At 73.3% G+C, this 20,835-nt stretch carries 20 protein-coding genes and 1 pseudogene; 13 read left to right on the forward strand and 8 right to left on the reverse strand.

All coding sequences use genetic code 11. The features are described from left to right. Positions 1–72 precede the first annotated feature (72 nt). The 7 genes from cobM to G7Z13_RS07800 all read left to right on the forward strand — a co-directional run bounded on the left by cobM (position 73) and on the right by G7Z13_RS07800 (position 7,272). The gene (gene cobM / locus G7Z13_RS07770) at positions 73–891 is read left to right on the forward strand and encodes a precorrin-4 C(11)-methyltransferase (protein ID WP_165997278.1); all 819 of its coding nucleotides are present in this window, start codon (positions 73–75) and stop codon (positions 889–891) included. Continuing rightward, positions 888–2,126, forward strand: coding sequence for a precorrin-6y C5,15-methyltransferase (decarboxylating) subunit CbiE (gene cbiE, locus G7Z13_RS07775; RefSeq protein ID WP_165997280.1), 1,239 nt, complete (start codon positions 888–890; stop codon positions 2,124–2,126). The genes cobM and cbiE overlap by 4 nt, the downstream gene beginning before the upstream one ends. Beyond that, complete coding sequence (gene cobJ / locus G7Z13_RS07780) at positions 2,123–3,814, forward strand: precorrin-3B C(17)-methyltransferase (protein ID WP_165997281.1); 1,692 nt, start codon at positions 2,123–2,125, stop codon at positions 3,812–3,814. The genes cbiE and cobJ overlap by 4 nt, the downstream gene beginning before the upstream one ends. Beyond that, positions 3,811–4,401, forward strand: a complete 591-nt coding sequence (locus G7Z13_RS07785; protein ID WP_165997283.1) for a precorrin-8X methylmutase — start codon at positions 3,811–3,813, stop codon at positions 4,399–4,401. The genes cobJ and G7Z13_RS07785 overlap by 4 nt, the downstream gene beginning before the upstream one ends. Beyond that, a complete protein-coding gene (locus G7Z13_RS07790) occupies positions 4,398–5,345 on the forward strand; it encodes a sirohydrochlorin chelatase (protein WP_165997285.1) in 948 nt (315 codons plus the stop codon). The genes G7Z13_RS07785 and G7Z13_RS07790 overlap by 4 nt, the downstream gene beginning before the upstream one ends. Further along, the gene (gene cobC, locus G7Z13_RS07795; protein WP_165997287.1) at positions 5,335–6,393 is read left to right on the forward strand and encodes an Rv2231c family pyridoxal phosphate-dependent protein CobC; all 1,059 of its coding nucleotides are present in this window, start codon (positions 5,335–5,337) and stop codon (positions 6,391–6,393) included. Before G7Z13_RS07790 ends, cobC begins: the two co-directional genes overlap by 11 nt. Positions 6,394–6,534: 141 nt before the next feature. Next, positions 6,535–7,272 (forward strand): dienelactone hydrolase family protein, encoded by a 738-nt coding sequence (locus G7Z13_RS07800; RefSeq protein WP_165997289.1) that lies wholly within the window; start codon positions 6,535–6,537, stop codon positions 7,270–7,272. Positions 7,273–7,338: 66 nt separating this feature from the next. On the opposite strand, the pseudogene G7Z13_RS34070 reads toward G7Z13_RS07800, so the two are convergent. From G7Z13_RS34070 to G7Z13_RS07820, 5 genes and pseudogenes are all read right to left on the reverse strand, one after another. After that, a pseudogene (locus tag G7Z13_RS34070) lies at positions 7,339–7,437 on the reverse strand (LAETG motif-containing sortase-dependent surface protein); the annotation flags it as partial. 28 nt (positions 7,438–7,465) lie between these two features. Beyond that, positions 7,466–8,557 (reverse strand): amidohydrolase family protein, encoded by a 1,092-nt coding sequence (locus G7Z13_RS07805; protein WP_165997291.1) that lies wholly within the window; start codon positions 8,555–8,557, stop codon positions 7,466–7,468. Positions 8,558–8,578: 21 nt separating this feature from the next. Then, complete coding sequence (locus tag G7Z13_RS07810) at positions 8,579–9,370, reverse strand: amino acid ABC transporter ATP-binding protein (protein WP_165997293.1); 792 nt, start codon at positions 9,368–9,370, stop codon at positions 8,579–8,581. Then, the gene (locus tag G7Z13_RS07815) at positions 9,367–10,218 is read right to left on the reverse strand and encodes an amino acid ABC transporter permease (protein ID WP_165997295.1); all 852 of its coding nucleotides are present in this window, start codon (positions 10,216–10,218) and stop codon (positions 9,367–9,369) included. Before G7Z13_RS07815 ends, G7Z13_RS07810 begins: the two co-directional genes overlap by 4 nt. Continuing rightward, positions 10,215–11,060 carry a transporter substrate-binding domain-containing protein gene (locus G7Z13_RS07820; protein WP_165997297.1) on the reverse strand — a complete coding sequence of 282 codons (846 nt, stop codon included), beginning with the start codon at positions 11,058–11,060 and terminating at the stop codon, positions 10,215–10,217. Before G7Z13_RS07820 ends, G7Z13_RS07815 begins: the two co-directional genes overlap by 4 nt. A 357-nt stretch (positions 11,061–11,417) precedes the next feature. On the opposite strand from G7Z13_RS07820, the gene G7Z13_RS07825 reads away from it, so the two are divergent. The 5 genes from G7Z13_RS07825 to thpD all read left to right on the forward strand — a co-directional run bounded on the left by G7Z13_RS07825 (position 11,418) and on the right by thpD (position 16,226). Next, complete coding sequence (locus tag G7Z13_RS07825) at positions 11,418–12,518, forward strand: aminotransferase class V-fold PLP-dependent enzyme (RefSeq protein WP_166004751.1); 1,101 nt, start codon at positions 11,418–11,420, stop codon at positions 12,516–12,518. Between the two features lie 409 nt (positions 12,519–12,927). Next, positions 12,928–13,470, forward strand: coding sequence for a diaminobutyrate acetyltransferase (gene ectA / locus G7Z13_RS07830; protein ID WP_165997299.1), 543 nt, complete (start codon positions 12,928–12,930; stop codon positions 13,468–13,470). A gap of 13 nt (positions 13,471–13,483) precedes the next feature. Beyond that, positions 13,484–14,755 carry a diaminobutyrate--2-oxoglutarate transaminase gene (gene ectB / locus G7Z13_RS07835; protein ID WP_165997300.1) on the forward strand — a complete coding sequence of 424 codons (1,272 nt, stop codon included), beginning with the start codon at positions 13,484–13,486 and terminating at the stop codon, positions 14,753–14,755. A gap of 130 nt (positions 14,756–14,885) precedes the next feature. After that, on the forward strand, positions 14,886–15,290 hold the full coding sequence (locus G7Z13_RS07840; RefSeq protein ID WP_165997302.1) for an ectoine synthase: 405 nt from the start codon (positions 14,886–14,888) through the stop codon (positions 15,288–15,290). Positions 15,291–15,296: 6 nt separating this feature from the next. Then, the gene (thpD, locus tag G7Z13_RS07845) at positions 15,297–16,226 is read left to right on the forward strand and encodes an ectoine hydroxylase (protein WP_165997304.1); all 930 of its coding nucleotides are present in this window, start codon (positions 15,297–15,299) and stop codon (positions 16,224–16,226) included. A 67-nt stretch (positions 16,227–16,293) separates the two neighbouring features. On the opposite strand, the gene G7Z13_RS07850 is transcribed toward thpD, so the two are convergent. The 3 genes from G7Z13_RS07850 to G7Z13_RS07860 form a co-directional block, all read right to left on the reverse strand. Next, a complete protein-coding gene (locus G7Z13_RS07850; protein WP_165997305.1) occupies positions 16,294–17,355 on the reverse strand; it encodes an aminotransferase class V-fold PLP-dependent enzyme in 1,062 nt (353 codons plus the stop codon). Between the two features lie 180 nt (positions 17,356–17,535). Beyond that, positions 17,536–18,252, reverse strand: a complete 717-nt coding sequence (locus G7Z13_RS07855; protein WP_165997306.1) for a DsbA family oxidoreductase — start codon at positions 18,250–18,252, stop codon at positions 17,536–17,538. Positions 18,253–18,413: 161 nt separating this feature from the next. After that, positions 18,414–19,943, reverse strand: coding sequence for an aldehyde dehydrogenase (NADP(+)) (locus tag G7Z13_RS07860; RefSeq protein WP_165997307.1), 1,530 nt, complete (start codon positions 19,941–19,943; stop codon positions 18,414–18,416). 116 nt (positions 19,944–20,059) lie between these two features. Here G7Z13_RS07860 and G7Z13_RS07865 point away from each other — a divergent pair, with 116 nt between their 5' ends. Next, positions 20,060–20,833, forward strand: a complete 774-nt coding sequence (locus G7Z13_RS07865; RefSeq protein ID WP_165997308.1) for an IclR family transcriptional regulator — start codon at positions 20,060–20,062, stop codon at positions 20,831–20,833. Positions 20,834–20,835 lie beyond the last annotated feature (2 nt).

The raw sequence follows: 20,835 nt of genomic DNA on the forward strand, positions 1-20,835 counted from the left end.
CCCCGCGACACCTTGCGCGACAGCTCCCGCGACAACTGCCACGACAACTCCTGTACGAGAGGAACCGACCCCATGGCCGACACCCCCGCCGGCAAGGTGACCTTCGTCGGTGCCGGCCCCGGCGCCGCCGACCTGCTGACGTTCCGCGCCGCGCGCGCGATCGCCGAGGCCGACATCGTGATCTGGGCGGCGAGCCTGGTCCAGGCGGAGGTGCTGGAGCACGCCCGGAAGGACGCGGAGGTCCTGGACTCGGCGACGATGTCGCTGGAGGACGTGGTCGCCGTCTACCGGCGGGCGCACGCCGAGGGGCTGAGGGTGGCCCGCATCCACTCCGGCGACCCCGCCCTGTGGGGCGGCACCCAGGAGCAGCTGGACCGCTGCCACGAGATCGGCATCGCCACGGAGATCGTGCCGGGCGTGTCGTCGTTCTCCGCGGTGGCCGCGCTGGCGCAGCGGGAGCTGACCATCCCGGAGGTGGCGCAGTCGGTGGTGCTGACCCGGCTGGGCGGCGGCAAGACGCCGATGCCGCCCGGCGAGGAGGTCCGCGAGTTCGCCAGGCACGGCACCACCATGGCCATCTTCCTGTCGGCGGCGCGCAGCGGGCAGCTGGTGCGGGAGCTGCTGGAGGGCGGCTATCCGACGACGACGCCGGTGGTCGTGGCGTACCAGGCGACGTGGCCGGAGGAGCTGGTCGTGAAGTGCACGATCGGCACGCTGGAGGAGACGGTCAAGGAGCACAAGCTGTGGAAGCACACGCTGTTCCTGGTCGGCCCGGCCCTCGACGCGCACGGCACCCGCTCGCACCTGTACCACCCGGGGCACTTCCACGGGTACCGCAAGGCCGACCCGGAGGCCCGCAAGGCGCTGCGCGCGCGGGGTGCCCAGCAGTGATCACCGTGGTCGGCACGGGCACCGGGGCGCCCGCGCCGCGGGAGGCGGTGGCCGGGGCGGAGCTGGTCGTCGGCGGGCGGCGCCACCTGGACGCCGTACGGCTGCCGGAGGGCGCCGAGCGGATCGTGCTCGGGCCGCTGGCGCCCGCGCTGGACGCCATGGAGCCGTACGTCGAGAAGGACCGGCCCGTGGTGGTGCTGGCCTCGGGCGATCCCGGGTTCTTCGGGATCGTGCGGGCGCTGGTCGAGCGGTTCGGGCCCGAGCGGCTGGACGTGCGGGCCGGGGTGTCCTCGGTGGCCGCCGCGTTCGCGCGGGTGGGACTGCCGTGGGAGGACGCGGTGGTGGTCAGCGCGCACGGGCGGGAGCCGCGCACGGCGGTGAACGTGTGCCGGGCGCACCCGAAGGTGGCGGTGCTGACCGGGCCGGGAGCCGGGCCCGCCGAGCTGGGCGCGGCGCTGCGGGACACCGGGCGGGTACTGGTCGTCGCGTCCGCGCTGGGCGATCCGGAGCGGGAGCGGGTGGAGCGGGTGACGCCCGCCGAGGCGGCGGCCCGGGACTGGGGTACGGCGGTCAGTGTCGTGCTGTCCCTCGATCCGAGGCGGGCGCTGGGCGCGGTGCGCACGGTGGCCGGTCCGGCCGTACGGCCCGCCGGATGGGCGCTTCAGGAGGACGCGTTCGCCCACCGCGACTCGATGATCACCAAGTTCGAGGTGCGGGCGCTGGCCCTGGCCCGGTTGGGCCCCCGCCTCGGCGACCTGGTGTGGGACGTGGGCGCGGGCTCCGGCTCGGTGGCCGTGGAGTGCGCGCGGCTGGGCGCGGCGGTGGTCGCCGTGGAGAAGGCGGCGGACGGGGTGGAGCGGATCCGCGCCAACGCCGCCGCGCACGGTGTGGACGTGCGGGTGGTGCACGGGGCGGCGCCGGACGCGCTGTCCGGTCTCGACGACGACCCGGACGCGGTGTTCGTCGGCGGCGGGGGGCGTGAACTGCCCGCCGTCGTCACCGCGTGCGCGCGGCGCGCGCGGCGCACGGTGGTCGTCGCCATGGCCGCGCTGGACCGGGTGCCGGCCGCGCGGGAGGCCCTGACGAGCGCCGGGTTCTCCTGCGACGGGGTGCTGCTCCAGTCGTCCCGGCTCGCGCCGCTGCCCGGGGACGTGACCCGGCTCGCGGCGACCAATCCGGTTTTTCTGCTGTGGGGTGTCAGAAACCCCGTGATCGAAGAGGGAGTTGCCCAGTGATCGGCCTCATTTCCGCCACCGCGGCGGGAGCGGCGGCGCGGGACCGGCTGGCCGCGGCGTGGCCGGACCGTACGCGCGTGTACGACGGACCCGTCAAGGACGCCGTGCGGCGGGCGTTCGCCGAGTGCGAGCAGCTGGTGTGCTTCCTCGCTACGGGTGCGGTCGTCCGGCTGCTCGCGCCGCTGCTGGACGACAAGGCGTCCGACCCGGGTGTGGTGTGCGTCGACGAGGGCGGGCGGTACGCCGTGTCGCTGGTCGGCGGGCACGGCGGCGGCGCCAACGAGCTGGCCCGCGCGGTCGGTTCGGTGCTGGGCGCGGAGCCGGTGGTGACGACGGCGACCGACGCCGTCGGCATCGCGGGCCTCGACACGCTCGGGCTGCCCGTGGAGGGCGAGGTCGCGGCGGTGTCGCGGGCGCTGCTCGACGGGGAGCCGGTGGCGCTGCGCACGGAGGTGGCGTGGCCGCTGCCGCCGCTGCCGGTCGCCGAGGACGGGCCGTACGCGGTCCGGGTGACGGACCGGCTGGTCGAGCCCGCCGCGCGGGAGGCCGTGCTGCGTCCGCCGACCCTCGTCGTCGGGGTGGGCGCCTCGAAGGGCGCGCCCGTCGAGGAGGTGCTGGGGCTGGTCGAGGAGGCGCTGCGGGACGCGGGGCTGTCCGCGCGCAGTGTCGCGGAGCTGGCCACCGTGGACGCCAAGGCGGAGGAGCCCGGCATCGTCGGCGCCGCCGCCCGGCTGGGCGTGCCGCTGGTGACGTACCCCGCCGAGGAACTGGCCGCGGTGGAGGTTCCCAACCCGTCCGACGCGCCGCTGGCCGCCGTGGGCACGCCGTCAGTGGCGGAGGCGGCGGCGCTGGTGCGCGGCGGTGAACTCCTCGTCCCCAAGCGCAAGTCGGCGGCCAGCCCGGCGATGGCGACCTGCGCGGTCGTCCGGCGGCCCGGGCGCGGGCGGCTCGCGGTGGTCGGGCTCGGGCCGGGCGCCCGCGACCTGCTCACGCCCCGCGCGAAGGCCGAGCTGGAGCGGGCGTCGGTGCTGGTCGGACTGGACCAGTACGTCGACCAGATCCGCGACCTGCTGCGGCCCGGCACCCGAATTCTGGAGTCCGGGCTGGGCGCGGAGGAGGAGCGGGCGCGCACGGCGGTCGCCGAGGCCCGCAAGGGGCAGGCGGTCGCGCTGATCGGCAGCGGGGACGCGGGCGTGTACGCGATGGCCTCCCCCGCTCTCGCCGAGGCGTCCGACGACATCGACGTGGTCGGGGTGCCGGGCGTGACCGCGGCGCTCGCGGCGGCGGCGATCCTGGGCGCGCCGCTCGGCCACGACCACGTCTCGATCAGCCTGTCCGACCTGCACACGCCGTGGGAGGTCATCGAGCGGCGGGTGCGGGCGGCGGCCGCGGCGGACATCGTCGTGACCTTCTACAACCCGCGCTCGCGCGGCCGTGACTGGCAGCTGCCGAAGGCGCTCGCGATCCTCGCCGAGCACCGGGACCCGGCCACGCCGGTCGGTGTCGTGCGCAACGCGTCGCGGGCCGACGAGTCCAGCCGGCTCACCACGCTGGCGGAGCTGGACCCCGCGACGGTCGACATGATGACGGTCGTGACGGTGGGCAACACCGCCACCCGCGCGATCGCGGGCCGCATGGTGACGCCGCGCGGCTACCGCTGGCAGGCATCGCAGGAGGACCCGAAGTGAACCGCGTCGTCCACCCCATCGAGCGGGAGTCCTTCCGGCGGCTGCGCGCCCGCCTGGACACCTCGCACTTCCCGCCGCTGACCCGCGCGGTGGTGGAGCGGGTCATCCACTCCGCCGCCGACCTCGACTACGCCGACGACCTGGTCATGGACGAGGCCGCGCTGGAGAAGGCGTACGCCGCGCTGCACGCCGGGGCGCCCGTCGTCGTGGACGTCGAGATGGTCGCCGCCGGCATCACCCGGCGGGAGACGGTCTGCCGGCTGAAGGACGCGAAGGCCGGTCCGGGCCTCACCCGTTCCGCGCACGCCGTGCGGCTGGCCTACGAGCAGGTCGGGCCGGGCGCGCTGTGGGTGATCGGCTGCGCGCCGACCGCCCTGGAGGAACTGCTCACGCTGGACGCCGATCCGGCGCTCGTCATCGGTCTGCCGGTCGGTTTCGTCGGCGCGGCCGAGTCCAAGGCCGCGTTGCGCGAGAGCGGGCTGCCCGCCGTGAGCAACGTGTCCGAGAAGGGCGGGTCTGCGGTCGCCGCCGCCGCGCTCAACGCCCTGCTGTACCACCCGACTTCGTACTCCGAGGAGACATCGTGACCACCCCGCCGCCCGCCCTGCTCATCGCCGGCCACGGCACCCGGGACGACGCCGGAGCCGAGGCGTTCCGCGACTTCGTCCGGGAGCTGGGGCGCCGCAACCCGGACCTGCCCGTCGCGGGCGGCTTCATCGAGCTGTCCCCGCCGCCGCTCGGCGAGGCCGTGACCGAGCTGGTGGAGCGGGGCGTGCGCCGGTTCGCGGCGGTGCCGCTGATGCTGGTGTCCGCCGGGCACGCCAAGGGTGACATCCCGGCCGCGCTGGCCCGCGAGAAGGAGCGCCACCCCGGCATCTCGTACACGTACGGCCGTCCGCTCGGCCCGCACCCGGCGCTGCTGTCCGTGCTGGAGCGGCGGCTGGACGAGGCGCTGGGCGGCACGGCCCGCACCCCCGAGGACCGCGCGGACGTCACCGTGCTGCTGGTCGGGCGCGGTTCGACGGACCCCGACGCCAACGCCGAGGTGCACAAGGCGGCGCGGCTGCTGTGGGAGGGGCGCGGGTACGCCGGGGTGGAGACGGCGTTCGTGTCGCTGGCCGCGCCGGACGTGCCGAGCGGGCTGGACCGGTGCGCGAAGCTGGGCGCGAAGCGGATCGTCGTGCTGCCGTACTTCCTGTTCACCGGCATCCTGCCGGACCGGGTGCGGCAGCAGACCGAGGGCTGGGCGGCGGCGCACCCGGAGATCGAGGTGCGCTCGGCCGACGTCATCGGGCCGGAGCCGGAGCTGCTGGACCTGGTGATGGAGCGGTACCAGGAGGCCCTGAAGGGCGACCTGCGGATGAACTGCGACTCGTGCGTGTACCGGATCGCGCTGCCCGGCTTCGAGGACAAGGTGGGCATGCCCCAGCAGCCGCACTACCACCCCGACGACGACGGCCACCACCACGGGCACGGCCACGGACACGGGCATCACCATCACGGGGGGCACGCACACACCCATGCGCACTGACGACGGGCACGATCTGCGTCATCACGGTGACGCGGAGGTCCGCGACGACGGCTCCGCCCTCACCGACCTGGCGGTGAACGTACGGTCCGGCACTCCCCCGGCGTGGCTGCGGGAGGTGATCGCCGGCTCGCTCGACGGGCTCGCCGCCTACCCCGACGGGCGGGCCGCGCGGGCGGCCGTCGCCGCGCGGCACGGGCTGCCGGCGGAGCGGGTGCTGCTGACGGCGGGTGCGGCGGAGGCGTTCGTGCTGCTGGCGCGCGCGCTGAAGGTGCGCCGGCCGGTGGTCGTGCACCCGCAGTTCACCGAGCCGGAGGCGGCGCTGCGGGACGCGGGCCACACGGTGGACCGGGTGCTGCTGCGCGAGGAGGACGGGTTCCGGCTGGATCCGGGGCTCGTCCCGGAGGACGCCGACCTCGTGGTGATCGGCAACCCGACCAACCCGACGTCGGTGCTGCACCCGGCCGCCGCGATCGCCACGCTGGCCCGTCCCGGGCGGACGCTCGTCGTGGACGAGGCGTTCATGGACGCGGTGCCCGGCGAGCGGGAGGCGCTGGCCGGGCGGACGGACGTGCCCGGCCTGGTGGTCCTGCGCAGTCTGACGAAGACGTGGGGGCTGGCGGGGCTGCGGATCGGGTACGTGCTCGCCGCGCCGGAGACCGTCGCCGAGCTGGAGCGGGCGCAGCCGTTGTGGCCGGTGTCCACGCCCGCGCTGGCGGCGGCCGAGGCGTGTGTGGCGCCGCGGGCGCTGGCGGAGGCGGCGCACGCGGCGCACCGGATCGCGGCGGACCGGGCGTATCTGGTGGCCGGGCTGGGCTCGTTCGAGGAGGCCGGGGTGCGGGTGGTGTCCCCCGCGGAGGGGCCTTTCGTGCTGGTCCGCCTGCCCGGAGCAGCGGCCGTACGGCACCGGCTGCGGGAGCTGGGCTTCGCGCTGCGGCGCGGGGACACGTTCCCGGGGCTGGGTGAGGAGTGGCTGCGGGTCGCGGTGCGGGACCGGGGGACGGTGGACCGGTTGCTGGGGGCGCTGCGGGTGGCGCTGGGCGGGGGCTGAACCGGGGGCCGGGCGGGGGTCTCCCCGCCCCCGCCGTGTCGGGTGCCGCGCCAGACGCCGTGTCAGAGGGGCACCCATGCTGTTCTGCCGGCGGCAGAACAGCGGCCCGACCGGGCTCGACGATCACTACAGTCCGGTCTCATGAGGGCGATGGCAACGCGTACGGTCGCATACCCGGCCGACGGTCTGACGATGATCGGGCACCTCGCGCTCCCGGCCGGTGCCGGCCGCCGGCCCGCGGTGCTGCTCGGACCGGAGGGCATGGGGCTCAGCGACGTCGAGCGTCGCCGGGCCGATGCGCTCGCCGAGCTGGGCCACGTGGCGCTGGCCTTCGACCTCCACGGCGGGCGCTACCTGAGCGACCCCGAGGAGATGCTGGCCCGTTGCCTGCCGCTGCTCGCCGATCCCGACCGGATGCGGCACATCGGCCACGCGGCACTCGACGTGGTGCGCGCCGAGCCCCGGACCGACCCCGACCGGATCGCCGCCATCGGCTACGGCACCGGGGGCGCCATCGCGCTCGAACTCGGGCGAGCCGGCGTCGACCTGCGCGCGATCGGGACCGTCAACGCCACCACCACGGGCCGGCCGGGCGAGGCGGCGCGCATCCGCTGCCCGGTGTGGGCCGGGGTCGGATCGGAGGACCCGATCATGCCGCCCGCGCAACGGGAGGCGTTCGCCGCCGAGATGCAGGCCGCGGGCGTCGACTGGCGCCTCGCGGTCTACGGCGGCGCCCTGCACGGCTTCCACCACCCGACGGTCGACCACCCCGTGGTCCCCGGTGTCGGCTACCACCCACAGCAGGCGCGGCGCGCCTGGCGCGATGTCGTCGCCCTGCTCGCCGACTGCCTGCCCGTGACGGAGGACCCGGGGACCTGACCCGGACGGCCAGGCTCCCTCCCCGGCCCCCTGTCGGCCTGCCCAACCTCGTCCTCGATCCCCGTCTCAGCCGCGGCGGCGGGCCCGTGCCGCCACCGCCGCTCCCGCCGCCGGCAGGGCGACCGCCCCGGCCGCGAGGTACGGCGTCGTCGCGCTGCTACCGGTCTCGGCGAGATCCGCCCCGGCCGGGGTCTCAGCCGACGACGCGGCCGTTCAGCACCACGCGGCGCGGCGCCGTCAGCACGCGTACGTCCGCGCGCGGGTCCTCCTCGTAGACGACCAGGTCGGCGGGGGCGCCCTCGTCCAGGCCGGGGCGGCCGAGCCAGGCGCGGGCCGCCCAGGTGGCGGCGGAGATCGCCTCCACCGCCGGGATGCCGGCCGTGACCAGCTCGGCGATCTCGGCGCCCGCGAGGCCGTGCGGGAGGGAGCCGCCGGCGTCGGTGCCGACGAAGACGGGGATGCCGGCGTCGTGGGCGGAGCGGACGGTGTCGTAGCGGCGGGCGTGCAGGCGGCGCATGTGGTCGGCCCAGCGGGGGAACTTGGCCTCGCCGCCCTCGGCGAGCCGGGGGAAGGTGGCGATGTTGACGAGGGTGGGGACGATCGCGACGCCCCGCTCGGCGAAGAGCGGGATCAGGTCCTCGGTGAGGCCCGTCGCGTGCTCGATGCAGTCGATGCCCGCCTCGACCAGGTCGCGCAGCGAGTCCTCCGCGAAGCAGTGCGCCGTCACGCGGGCGCCCAGGCGGTGGGCCTCGGCGATGGCCGCCTCGGCCGCCTCGCGGGGCCAGCACGCCGACAGGTCGCCGAGGTCGCGGTCGATCCAGTCGCCGACCAGCTTGACCCAGCCGTCGCCGCGCCGGGCCTCCTGGGCGACGTAGGCGACGAGGTCGTCCGGTTCGATCTCCCAGGCGTAGTTGCGGATGTAGCGGCGGGTGCGGGCGATGTGCCGCCCGGCGCGGATGATCTTCGGGAGGTCGTCGCGGTCGTCGACCCAGCGGGTGTCGGAGGGCGAGCCGGCGTCGCGGATGAGCAGGGTGCCCGCGTCCCGGTCGGTCAGCGCCTGCCGCTCGGCGACCTCCCGCGGGACCGCGCCGTGCGCGTCGAGACCCACGTGGCAGTGGGCGTCGACCAGACCGGGCAGCGCCCAGCCGGTCACCGTGCGCACCTCGCGGGCGCCGGCGGGACGGTCGTAGGTGATCCGCCCGCCGACCACCCACAGTTCGTCGCGGACGTCGTCGGGTGAGACGAGCACCCGCCCCTTCACGTGCAGCACCGCTCCATCGCTCATGCACCGCACCCTAGTGAGCCGCTATTCGCTCTTGCCCACCTGGTCCGAGATCTCCTCCTCGACGTCCGCCATCGCCGGGTCGAGCAGGCGGGACAGGAAGTGGCGGGTGCGTTCGTGGGCGGGGCGGGTGATGACCTGCTCGGGCTCGCCGTCCTCGACGATGACGCCGCCGTCCATGAAGACGACCCGGTCGGCGACCTCGCGGGCGAAGGTCATCTCGTGGGTCACGACCATCATCGTCATGCCCTCCTGGGCGAGCATCCGCATCACCGCGAGGACGTCGCCGACCAGCTCCGGGTCGAGCGCGGAGGTCGGCTCGTCGAACAGCATCACCTCGGGGCCCATGGCGAGGGCGCGGGCGATGGCGACGCGCTGCTGCTGGCCGCCGGAGAGGGAGGACGGGTAGGCGTCCGCCTTCTCCGCGAGGCCGACGCGGGCCAGGTTCTCGGCGGCGACGCGGGCGGCCTCCGCCTTGTCCCGCTTGAGCACCCGGCGCTGCGGCAGCGTCAGGTTCTCGGTCACCGTGAGGTGCGGGAAGAGGTTGAACTGCTGGAAGACCATGCCGATGCGGCGGCGTACGGCGTCGATGTCGACGTCCGGGTCGGTGACCTCCGTGCCGCCGACGAACACCTGGCCCTTGGTGGGCTCCTCCAGCAGGTTCACGCACCGCAGCAGCGTGGACTTGCCGGAGCCGGACGGGCCGATGACGCAGACGACCTCGCCCTGGCCGATCTCCAGGTCGATGCCGCGCAGCACCCGGTTGTCGCCGAAGGACTTGTGCAGGCCGTGGATCTCGATCTCGGGGCGGCTCATTTGACAGCCTCCTGGGCCTTCGCCTCCATACGGCGTACGACGAAGCCGAGCGGGATCGTGACCAGCAGGTAGCACAGGCCGGCGACGAGGATCGGCGTGGAGTTGGCGGTCTGGCTGGCCAGGTCGCGGCCGAACTTGGACAGCTCCCGCTCCTCCAGGGTGACCCCGAGGAACAGCACCAGCGAGGAGTCCTTGAAGAGCAGGACCAGTTCGTTGGTGAGCGGCGGCAGGATGACCCGGAGGGACTGCGGCAGGATGATCGAGATCATCGCCCGCGCGTGGGAGAAGCCCAGCGAGCGGGCGGCCTCCATCTGGCCCTTGGGGATGGCCTGGATGCCCGCGCGGAAGGTCTCCGCCATGTAGGCGGCGGCGACCAGGCCGAGCGCGAGGGCCACCTTGCCGTAGGTGCCGCCGACGATCTCCGTGCCGGGGAAGGCCAGCGGGACGGCCACCCCGATGAAGATGAAGATCAGCAGGGCGGGCAGGCCGCGGAAGATCTCGATGTAGACGCCGGCGAGCCAGCGGTACGGGCCGACGGAGGACAGCCGCATCAGCGCGATGACCATGCCCAGCACCAGGCCCACGGCGAAGCCGGAGACGGTGTAGAGCACGGTGTTCTTCAGGGCCAGCGTGATGACCTCGGGGAACATCTGCTCCGCGAGGTCGGCTTGCGCGAACTGGTTGGCCAGCCGGTCCCAGTCGGCCGTGACCGCGAAGGCGATCACGGCCGCGACGAAGACGGCGTACTGGACGCCGCGCGAGAGGCTGCGCTTCTGCCGCCGCGTCAGGCCCTTCTTCTTCGGCTGGTTCGGCTGGAGTGCGGTGTCCGGGGTGTCCGGGTTCGTCATGAGGCGGACGGGGAGGCGGCGGACGCGTCGTACGGACCGATCCACTGCTCGTACAGCTTCTTGTACGTCCCGTCGGCCTTGGCGTCCGCGATGGCCTTGTTGATGGCCTCGCGCAGCTTGTCGTTGCCCTTCTTCACCGTGAAGCCGTACTGCTCGCCGGTGTGGAGCTGCTCGGCGACCTGGAAGGCGTCGGCGTTGGCCTTGTCCTTCAGCCAGCCCTGGACCACCGGGTAGTCGATGACGACCGCCTCGACCTGGCCGGTGCGCAGGCCGTTGAGGACGGCGTCGGAGGACTCGAAGGAGACCGGGTCGAGGCCCTTGCTCTTGGCGTAGTCCTCGCCGGTGGTCTGCGCCTGGGCGCCGACCTTCTCGCCCTTGAGGTCCGCGAAGGAGGAGATGCCGCTCTTCTTGTCGGCGAGGACGGCCTGGGTGGCCTCGAAGTACGGGTCCGAGAAGTCGACGTTCTTCTTGCGTTCCTCGGTGATGGTCATGCCGGCGGCGGCCAGGTCGCACTCGCCGGAGTTGAGGAAGGCACCGGTCTTGAAGTTCTCGAACGGGGTGTCGAGGATCTGCTGCTTCACGCCCAGGTCGTCGGCGACCAGGTCGATCAGCGCGACGTCGAAGCCCTGCACCTTGCCGTCGATCTCCGACTGGAAGGGCGGGTACGGCAGGTGGGTGCAGGTGGTGAGCTGCCCGGCCTTGACCAGCTCGACACCGCCGGCGGCGGTCTTCTCGCCGCCGGCGCCGTTGTCGCTGGAGGTGCAGCCGGCTACGAGGACCAGCCCGGCCGTCGCGGTGGCGGCGACCAGGAGACGGGCCCGGCGCCCGAGGACGGTGTTCACGGGGGACCTCCTAAGGGAACAGTGAGTTCCGATTATAAGGAAATGTTTGGGTCACTCAAATAGAACTGATGCCAGTGGGGCGGTTCGGCCTAAGAAGTCGCGCCACGACGGGTGCCGGCAAGACGGGTGCCGGCAAGGGGTGTCTCGTCGATCAGGCCGGATCAGCGAGCGGCGTCCGGTGCCGTGCGTCGCCAGGCGGAGGAGGGAGTCGAGGCGATGGGGGTGCCCCGTGATCGCCGAGACACCTCCAGGGCTGCGCGCCCCCGCCGGCCGCGGCGCGGCGGGGGCCGGGCGGGCGGCCGGCGCGGCCCCGCTACCCTCGACGTCGTCCGCCCCGTGAGCGAAGAGAGCACCGCAGTGACCCACCCCTTCCTCGACCTGCCCCCGCTGACCGCCGCGCGTTTCGCCGCGATCGAGGACCGGGTCGCCCGGCTGCTGGACACCCGGCAGGACGTCGTGATCATGCAGGGCGAGGCGCTGCTGCCGCTGGAGGGGGCCATCCGGGGCACCGCCGGGCCGGGCACGGTCGCCCTGAACGTGATCACCGGGCCGTACGGGCAGACCTTCGGGGACTGGCTGCGGGACTGCGGGGCGACGGTGTACGACCTCGCCGTGCCGTTCCACACGGCGGTGACCGCCGGGCAGATCCGGGAGGCGTTCGCCGAGCACCCGGAGATCGACTTCGTCTCGCTGGTGCACGCGGAGGCGGCGACCGGCAACACCAACCCGGTCGCGGAGATCGGCGAGGTGGTCCGCGCGCACGGCGCGCTGTTCTACCTGGACGCCGTCGCGTCCGTCGGCGCGGAGCCGGTGCTGCCGGACGCCTGGGGCGTGGACCTGTGCGTGATCGGGGCGCAGAAGGCGATGGGCGGCCCGGCGGGCGTGTCGGCGGTGTCGGTGAGCGAGCGGGCGTGGGCCCGGATGGCGGCCAACCCGCACGCGCCGCGCCGCTCCTACCTCTCCCTCCTCGACTGGAAGGAGCGCTGGGTCGACGGCGGCCGCAAGGCGCTGCTGCACGCGCCGGCGCAGCTGGAGATGCTGGCGCTGGAGGCGTGCGTCGAGCGGATCGAGGCGGAGGGCCTGGAGACGGTCATGGCCCGGCACCGCCGTGCCGCGGCGGCGACCCGCGCGGGCGCGGTGGCGCTCGGCGGGGGTCTGGAGCCGTACGTCCACGACCCGGCTGAGGCGGCGCCGGTGGCGACGACGCTGCGCGCCCCGGCGGGCGTGCCGGCCTCCGACCTGGTCGCCCGCGCCCTGGCGAGCGACCCGGCGCTGCCCCTGGCCGCGGGCGGCGGCGCGCTGGCCAAGGAGATGATCCGGGTCAACCACTACGGCCCCGACGCGACCCCGGGCACCGTCCAGGCCGCCCTCGCGGCCCTGGGCGCCGCGCTGGCCGAGCAGGGTGCGGCGGTCGACCTGGAGTCGGCCCGCCGCGCCGCGGAGACCGCCTGGAACTGACGACCGCGCGGGCACACCGGCCAACCGTTGGCCGGTGTGCGGGACCGATTCCGGTCTGCGCCGGGTTCTCATTCGCGTACTGCATTGCCCTGCTTGCCCGTGAATGAATTCAGCACCCTTTACGACTCTTTATGTAAAACAATTCAGCGGCAGCTTCCCGTGTTCTTCTGCCCCGTTTCGCCGACCCTAAACGCGAAGATTTTGCGAACGTCGATCGAGTAATTCGGGCGGATCTCACAGGGGTGACATGGCTGTGATGCGTTACACAACGCGTCCGATTTGTGGTGGATTCTTCGGGCAAATCTGCATCATTCGTCTCGCATGCGCCCGCGTGATAACACAGATGGCCTGGACACCCAACCCCTGACGGCCATGCAATTTCGAATTCCGCTCGCTAAATTCGATCCGCATGACTGCCGCACCAGCAGACACACCGACAGAGACATCAGCAGACCTGTTCATCGACCGCCCGTCGGTGGCGGACGGAGCCGCTTTGTGGCGGCTCGCCAAGGAATCCGGAACCCTCGACCTGAACTCCTCCTACAGCTATCTGCTGTGGTGCCGGGACTTCGCCGAGACCTCCGCGGTGGCGCGCGACGGCGACGGGGAAGCCGTCGGGTTCGTCACCGGGTACCTGCGGCCCGACCGTCCGCGGACCCTGCTCGTGTGGCAGGTGGCCGTCGACCCCCGCCACCGCAGCCGCGGCATCGCGGCCCGGCTGCTCGACGCGCTGGCCGCCCGGGTCGCGGCCGGCCCGGAGGTGATCTGCGTGGAGACCACGATCACCCCGGACAACACCGCCTCGGAACGCCTGTTCACCTCGTTCGCCGCCCGGCACGGCGCCCGGGTCGAGCGGGAGGTCCTGTTCGACACCCCGCTGTTCCCGGACGGCCCGCACGACCCCGAAGTCCTCTACCGCATCGGCCCGTTGACCCCCCACCTCTCGCACTGAGGAGCGATTCGCCGTGACCATCACCCAGCCCGACCTGAGCGTCTTCGAGACCGTGGAGTCCGAGGTGCGCAGCTACTGCCGCGGCTGGCCCACCGTCTTCGACCGGGCACACGGCAGCCGTATGTACGACGAGGACGGCCACGAGTACCTCGACTTCTTCGCCGGGGCCGGTTCGCTCAACTACGGCCACAACAACCCCGTGCTGAAACGCGCGCTGCTCGACTACCTGGAGCGGGACGGCGTCACCCACGGCCTCGACATGTCGACCACCGCCAAACGCCGCTTCCTGCAGACCTTCCAGGACCTGGTGCTGCGCCCGCGCGACCTGCCGTACAAGGTCATGTTCCCGGGCCCGACGGGCACCAACGCCGTGGAGTCCGCGCTGAAGCTGGCGCGGAAGGTGAAGGGGCGCGAGGCGATCGTGTCGTTCACCAACGCCTTCCACGGCATGTCGCTGGGCTCGCTCGCCGTGACCGGCAACGCCTTCAAGCGGGCCGGCGCCGGTATCCCGCTGGTGCACGGCACGCCGATGCCCTTCGACAACTACTTCGACGGCACGGTGCCCGACTTCCTGTGGTTCGAACGGCTGCTGGAGGACCAGGGCTCGGGGCTGAACAAGCCGGCCGCCGTGATCGTCGAGACGGTGCAGGGCGAGGGCGGCATCAACGTGGCGCGCGCGGAGTGGCTGCGGGCGCTCGCCGAGCTGTGCGCGCGCCAGGACATGCTGCTCATCGTCGACGACATCCAGATGGGGTGCGGCCGCACCGGCGCCTTCTTCTCCTTCGAGGAGGCGGGCATCACCCCGGACATCGTCACCGTCTCCAAGTCCATCAGCGGCTACGGCCTGCCGATGTCGCTGACCTTGTTCAAGCCGGAGCTGGACATCTGGGAGCCGGGCGAGCACAACGGCACCTTCCGCGGCAACAACCCCGCCTTCGTCACGGCCAGCGCCGCGCTGGAGACGTACTGGACCGACGGCTCCGCCATGGAGAAGCAGACCCGGGCGCGCGGCGAGCAGGTCGAGCAGGCGCTGATCGCCGTCACCGAGGAGAACCTGGCCGACGTCAGGGAGTACCGGGGCCGCGGCCTGGTGTGGGGCCTGGAGTTCCACGACAAGGGCCGGGCCGAGCGGGTCGCGCGCCGCGCCTTCGAACTGGGGCTGCTGATCGAGACCTCCGGCCCGGAGAGCGAGGTCGTCAAGCTGCTGCCCGCCCTGACCATCACCCCGGACGAGCTGGACGAGGGCCTGACGACGCTGGCCCGCGCCGTCCGCGAGACCCGCTGATCCCATGAATCCCTGGGTCCTGGGCCCTCAGTCCTGAGCCCTGAGTCCTGAGCTTCGGCCGGCCCCGTCGGCCCGCCGGCTCACCGGACCCCCGTACGCCCGACCGCTATCCAGGAGGTATCGCTCCACCGTGATCGTCCGTTCGTTCAAGGAGATCGAAGGCACCGACCGGCACGTGAAGGCCGCGTCCGGGACGTGGGAGAGCAAACGCATCGTCCTCGCCCGGGAGAGGGTCGGCTTCTCGCTGCACGAGACGGTCCTCTACGCCGGCACGGAGACGTCGATGTGGTACGCCAACCACATCGAGGCCGTGGTCTGCGTCGAGGGCGAGGCCGAGCTGACCGACCACGAGACCGGGCGGACGTACACCATCACGCCCGGGACCATGTACCTCCTCGACGGGCACGAGCGGCACACGCTGCGCGTCAAGGAGGACTTCCGCTGCATCTGCGTGTTCAACCCGCCGGTGACCGGACGGGAGGACCACGACGAGAACGGCGTCTACCCACTGCTCACCGAACCCGAGGAGGTGTGACGACCCATGACCACCACCACGACCACCACCGCCGCGACCACCACCGCGCAGCCGACCGTCACCGACCTCTACCCGACCCGGGGCACCAGCGAGGTGCTGATCCCGCGCCAGGACCCGGTCGTCTGGGGCGCCCCCGACGCGCCCGGTCCGTTCGGTCCGGCCGATCTCGAGGCGTTCGAGCGCGACGGCTTCCTCGCCATCGACCAGCTGATCACCGAGGACGAGGTGGCCGTCTACCGGCGGGAGCTGGAGCGGCTGGTCACCGACCCGGAGATCCGCGCCGACGAGCGCTCGATCGTCGAGCCGAAGTCGAAGGAGATCCGGTCCGTCTTCGAGGTGCACCGGATCAGCGAGGTGTTCGCCAACCTGGTCCGGGACGAGCGGGTCGTCGGCCGCGCCCGGCAGATCCTCGGCTCGGACGTCTACGTCCACCAGTCACGGATCAACGTCAAGCCCGGCTTCGGCGCGAGCGGCTTCTACTGGCACTCGGACTTCGAGACCTGGCACGCCGAGGACGGCCTGCCGAACATGCGGACGGTGTCCGTCTCGATCGCGCTGACCGAGAACTACGACACCAACGGCGGGCTGATGATCATGCCCGGCTCGCACAAGACGTTCCTGGGCTGTGCGGGCGAGACACCGAAGGACAACTACAAGAAGTCGCTCCAGATGCAGGACGCGGGCACCCCGTCCGACGAGGCGCTGACCAAGCTGGCCTCCGAGTACGGCATCCGGCTGTTCACCGGCAAGGCCGGCTCGGCGACCTGGTTCGACTGCAACGCCATGCACGGCTCCGGCGACAACATCACGCCGTTCCCGCGCAGCAACGTCTTCATCGTGTTCAACAGCGTGGAGAACACGGCGGTCGAGCCGTTCGCGGCGCCGGTGCGGCGGCCCGAGTTCATCGGGGCGCGCGACTTCACGCCGGTGCGCTGACGCGGCAGGCGTACGGGATACGGGAGCGGGCGGTGTCCTCGGGACGCCGCCCGCTCCCGTGTCGTGCTCAGCCGGCCAGCGCGTCCAGCAGCCGGTCCACGTCCGCGGCCGTGTTGTACAGGTGGAAGGCGGCGCGCAGGTTGCCCGCGCGGTCGGACACCTCGACGCCCGCCTCGCTCAGCCCGGGCTGGCGGGAGCCGAGGCCGGGCACGGAGACGATCGCCGACCCGGGAGCGGGCACGGGCTCGTGGCCGAGGCGCGCGAGCCCGGCCCGGAAGCGGTCGGCGAGCGCCACGTCGTGGGCGTGCACGGTGGCCACGCCGGCCTCCTCGATCAGCTCCAGGGAGCGGCGCAGACCGGCGAAGGTGAACAGGGCCGGGGTGAGGTCGAACCGCCGGGCGCTGCGGGCGTACTCGGTCACCGGGCCGTAGGTGCTGTCCCACGGGCGCTCCCCGGCGACCCAGCCCGCCAGCAGCGGGGTGAGCCCTCCGAAGTCCTCGGGGACGACGAGGAAGGCGGCGCCGTGCGGGCCGAGCAGCCACTTGAAGGAGACGGAGGCGCCGAAGTCGTCGGCGGCGGCGTCCATCGGGAGCCATCCGGCGGCCTGGGAGTAGTCGACGTAGGTGCGTGCCCCGTGGGCGCGGGCGGCCTCCCGCAGGGCGGAGAGGTCGGCGATCCGTCCGTCGGCGGACTGGACGGCGCTGACCGCGACGAGCGCGGTGCCGGGGCGGACGGACTCGGCGATCCGCTCCAGCGGGACGGTGCGGACCTTGAGGTCGCCGCGGACGTGGAACGCGTTGAGCACGGAGGTGAAGTCGTCCTCCGCGGTCAGCACTTCGGCGCCGGCGGGCAGGGAGGCGGCGATCAGTCCGGTGTGCGCGGCGACCGACGCGCCCAGGGCGACCCGGGTCACCGGGACGCCGGCCAGCCGGGCGTAGGCGGCCCGGCACGCCTCGACGTCCTCGTACAGCGGGGTCAGCGGCCGGCCCTCGGCCCGCAGCAGCGCCGCCTCGTGCAGGGCGGTGACGGCGCGGGCGGGCAGCAGGCTGTTGCTGGCGGTGTTCAGGAAGGTGGTCGCGGAGCTGAACTCGGCACGGACGAGGGCGTCGAGGGCGCTGGTGGTCTCCATGAGTCCACTCTGGGCCCCCGGCCTGCCCTCGTCCATTGCGACTTTTTACGCGGTTTCTCTAAGCGTTCCTTATGAGTCCGCGTGCGTCCGCGCGGACCTGCGGCTTTCGCCGGCCGGCCAGGACAGCTGGGGCAGCCAGGACCGCCGGGGCAGCCAGGACCGCCGGGGCAGCCAGGACCGCTAGGACGGCTGGGGCACGGCGCAGCCGTCCGGGCCGCACGCGTCGGCGTCCCCCCGGTCGAGCAGGGTGAGCGGCGAGCGCTCGCCCCAGGCCTGGCGGAGCGCCTGGGCGAAGACCTCGGCGGGCTGCGCGCCGGAGATGCCGTACTTGCGGTCGAGCACGAAGAACGGCACCCCGGTGGCGCCGAGCCGGGCGGCCTCCTGCTCGTCGGCGCGGACCTCGTCGGCGTAGGCCTCGGGGTCGGCGAGCACGGCACGGGCCTCGGCGGCGTCCAGGCCGGCGTCGGCGGCGATCGCGACGAGCCGCTCGGTGTCCGCGAAGACGGACTCCTCCTCGGCGAAGTTCGCCTCGTACAGCCGCTGGATCAGCTCGCCCTGGCGGCCGTACCGCTTGGCGTGGTGGAGCAGCCGGTGCATGTCGAAGGTGTTGCCGTGGTCCCGGCCGCGGGTGCGGTAGGCCAGGCCCTCGGCCGCCGCCTGGGTGCCCAGGTTGTCCTCGGCGGCCTGGGCCTGCTCCTCGGAGATGCCGTACTTGCGGGCCAGCATCGCGACGACGGGTCCGGTGTCGCCCTTCGGGCGGTCGGGGTCCAGCTCGAAGGAGCGGTGCACCACCTCGACCTCGTCGCGGTGCGGGAAGGCCGCCAGCGCCTTCTCGAAGCGGGCCTTGCCCACGTAACACCAGGGACAGGCGATGTCGCTCCAGATTTCGACGCGCATGGTCTCGGCTCTCCAGCTCAGTGGTTCACGGAGGACGGATGTCCCCGAAAGTACGTGAACATTCAAACGCCGGGATCCATTCCGCCGAGAAGGGGCGCGGGGGAACCGCGCGAGCGACCGCACACGACCGGCAGCCCGGATCCCGCCGCACCCCCACGTCGCTACCGCTCCAGCACCCCGTTGAACCGCCGGGGCAGCCCGAGCGGATTCTCGTCCCGCAGCTCCGGCGGCAGCAGCGCCTCGGGCGCCCCCTGGTAGACGACGGGCCGCAGCCACCGCTCGATGGCGGTCCCGCCCACGGACGTCGAGGTCGAGGTGGTGGCGGGGTAGGGCCCGCCGTGGTGCTGCGCCGGCGCGACGGCGACCCCGGTCGGCCACCCGTTCACCAGGACCCGTCCGGCGAGCGGCGTCAGCTCGGCGAGGATCTCCGGACCCCGGCCCTCCCCCGCCGCCTCGGCCGAGGACAGGTGCACGGTCGCCGTGAGGTTGCCGGGCAGCCGGGACAGCACGGTGTTCGCCTCGGCCTCGTCCCGGTAACGGGCGACGACGGTCACCGGCCCGAAGCACTCCTCCAGCAGCAGGTCGTGCTCGCCCTCGGCGGCCAGCCGGCTCGCAGGGACGGTCAGGAAGCCGGGGCTGACGGTGTGCTCCCCGCCCTCGCCCGGCGTCACCGGCGCCTCCACGTCCGGCAGCTGGGCCCGCTCGGCGACGCCCGCGACGAAGTTGTCCCGCATCCGGTGATCGAGCAGCACCCCGGCGTCGACGGCGCTCACGGCCTCGGCGAGCGACTTGACCAGCTGGTCGCCGGCGTCGCCCGCCGGGGCCAGGACCAGTCCGGGCTTCACGCAGAACTGGCCGACACCGAGGGTCATCGACCCGGCGAGCCCGCTGCCGATCGCCTCGGCGCGCTCGGCCGCCGCGGCCTCGGTGACGAGGACCGGGTTGAGGGAGCCCAGCTCACCGTGGAAGGGGATGGGCACGGGCCGCGCGGCGGCCGCGTCGAAGAGGGCACGGCCGCCCCGTACGGATCCGGTGAAGCCGGCCGCGGCGATCAGCGGGTGCTTGATCAGCTCGACGCCCGCCTCGAAGCCGTGCACCAGGCCCACCACCCCGGCGGGGACGCCGTGCTCGGCGGCGGCCTCCCGCAGCACCGCGGCGACCTGCTCGGACAGCGCCGGGTGGTCGGGGTGGGCCTTGACGACGACGGGGCAGCCCGCGGCGAGCGCGCTCGCGGTGTCACCGCCGGCGACGGAGAACGCGAAGGGGAAGTTGGAGGCGGAGTAGACGGCGACGACACCGAGCGGGACCTTGTAGCGGCGCAGGTCCGGGATGGGCGGGGTGGCGGTGTCGTCGGGGTGGTTGATGACGACGTCGAGGTAGGCGCCCTCGTCGACGATGTCCGCGAAGGCGCGCAGCTGGTAGCAGGTGCGGGCGAGTTCGCCGGTGAGGCGGACCGGGCCGAGCGCGGTCTCGGCGTCGGCGGTCTCGACGAGCCGGTCCCGGGCGGCGTCGAGGCGGTCGGCGGCGGTGCGCAGGAAGGCGGCGCGGACCGTGCGGTCGGTCAGGGCGCCGCGGGTCTCGTGCGCGGCGCGGACGGCGGCGTCCACCTCCTGGGCTGTGGCCTCCACCGCAACCTGTTCCCGCTGCTTCCCGGTACGGGGGTCGACACTCCAGACTGGTGCTGCTGCCACCACGGGTCCCTCCCAGTATGTCTCCCGCCCGGCAGGGGCGTTCGATATACTGAACACTGTCTCTGATGATGAACGATCGAGAGACTATTTCCCGTCCAACGAAGGGGTCAAGGGCGATGTCGGCAGGCGAGACGGGCGGCGGAGCGCAGGTCAAGTCGGCGGTGCGGACGGTGGAGCTGCTGGAGTACTTCGCGGCCCGCCCCGGTATGCACTCCCTCGCGTCGGTCCAGGAGGCCGTCGGGTACCCGAAGTCCAGCCTGTACATGCTGCTGCGCACCCTCGTCGAACTCGGCTGGGTGGAGACCGACGCGACCGGCACCCGGTACGGCATCGGGGTGCGCGCGCTGCTGGTCGGCACCTCCTACATCGACGGCGACGAGGTCGTCGCGGTCGCCCGGCCCACCCTGGACCGGCTCTCCGACGACACCACCGAGACCATCCACCTGGCCCGCCTCGACGGCACCAACGTCGTCTATCTGGCAACCCGTCAGTCCCAGCACTACCTGCGCCCGTTCACCCGGGTCGGCCGGCGCCTGCCCGCCCACTCGACCTCCCTCGGCAAGGCGCTGCTGAGCACCTACAGCGACGAGCAGGTCCGCAAGATGCTCCCGGAGACGCTGCCCGCGCTCACCGAGAACACCATCACCGACCGCGAGAAGCTCATCGAGGAGCTGCACCAGGTGCGGGAGCAGGGGTACGCCGTCGACCGCGAGGAGAACACGCTGGGCCTGCGCTGCTTCGGCGTGGCGATCCCCTACCGCACCCCGGCCCGCGACGCGATCAGCTGCTCCATCCCGGTCGCCCGGCTCACGCCCGCGCACGAACAGATGGTGAAGGACGCCCTGTTCGACGCCCGGGACCGGCTCACCCTGGCGACGCGGAGGCTCTGACC

The organism is Streptomyces sp. JB150 (assembly GCF_011193355.1).
In the GTDB taxonomy this organism is placed as follows: Bacteria; Actinomycetota; Actinomycetes; order Streptomycetales; family Streptomycetaceae; genus Streptomyces.

Bases quoted from the DNA above. Each gene is read 5' to 3' on its own strand.
- G7Z13_RS07800 (WP_165997289.1), top strand. From the start codon at position 6,535: ATGAGGGCGATGGCAACGCGTACGGTCGCATACCCGGCCGACGGTCTG.
- G7Z13_RS07810 (WP_165997293.1), bottom strand. From the start codon at position 9,370: ATGAGCCGCCCCGAGATCGAGATCCACGGCCTGCACAAGTCCTTCGGC.
- ectA (WP_165997299.1), top strand. From the start codon at position 12,928: ATGACTGCCGCACCAGCAGACACACCGACAGAGACATCAGCAGACCTG.
- G7Z13_RS07850 (WP_165997305.1), bottom strand. From the start codon at position 17,355: ATGGAGACCACCAGCGCCCTCGACGCCCTCGTCCGTGCCGAGTTCAGC.
- G7Z13_RS07865 (WP_165997308.1), top strand. From the start codon at position 20,060: ATGTCGGCAGGCGAGACGGGCGGCGGAGCGCAGGTCAAGTCGGCGGTG.
- cobM (WP_165997278.1), top strand. From the start codon at position 73: ATGGCCGACACCCCCGCCGGCAAGGTGACCTTCGTCGGTGCCGGCCCC.
- G7Z13_RS07805 (WP_165997291.1), bottom strand. From the start codon at position 8,557: ATGAGCGATGGAGCGGTGCTGCACGTGAAGGGGCGGGTGCTCGTCTCA.
- thpD (WP_165997304.1), top strand. From the start codon at position 15,297: ATGACCACCACCACGACCACCACCGCCGCGACCACCACCGCGCAGCCG.
- G7Z13_RS07855 (WP_165997306.1), bottom strand. From the start codon at position 18,252: ATGCGCGTCGAAATCTGGAGCGACATCGCCTGTCCCTGGTGTTACGTG.
- cobC (WP_165997287.1), top strand. From the start codon at position 5,335: ATGCGCACTGACGACGGGCACGATCTGCGTCATCACGGTGACGCGGAG.
- G7Z13_RS07815 (WP_165997295.1), bottom strand. From the start codon at position 10,218: ATGACGAACCCGGACACCCCGGACACCGCACTCCAGCCGAACCAGCCG.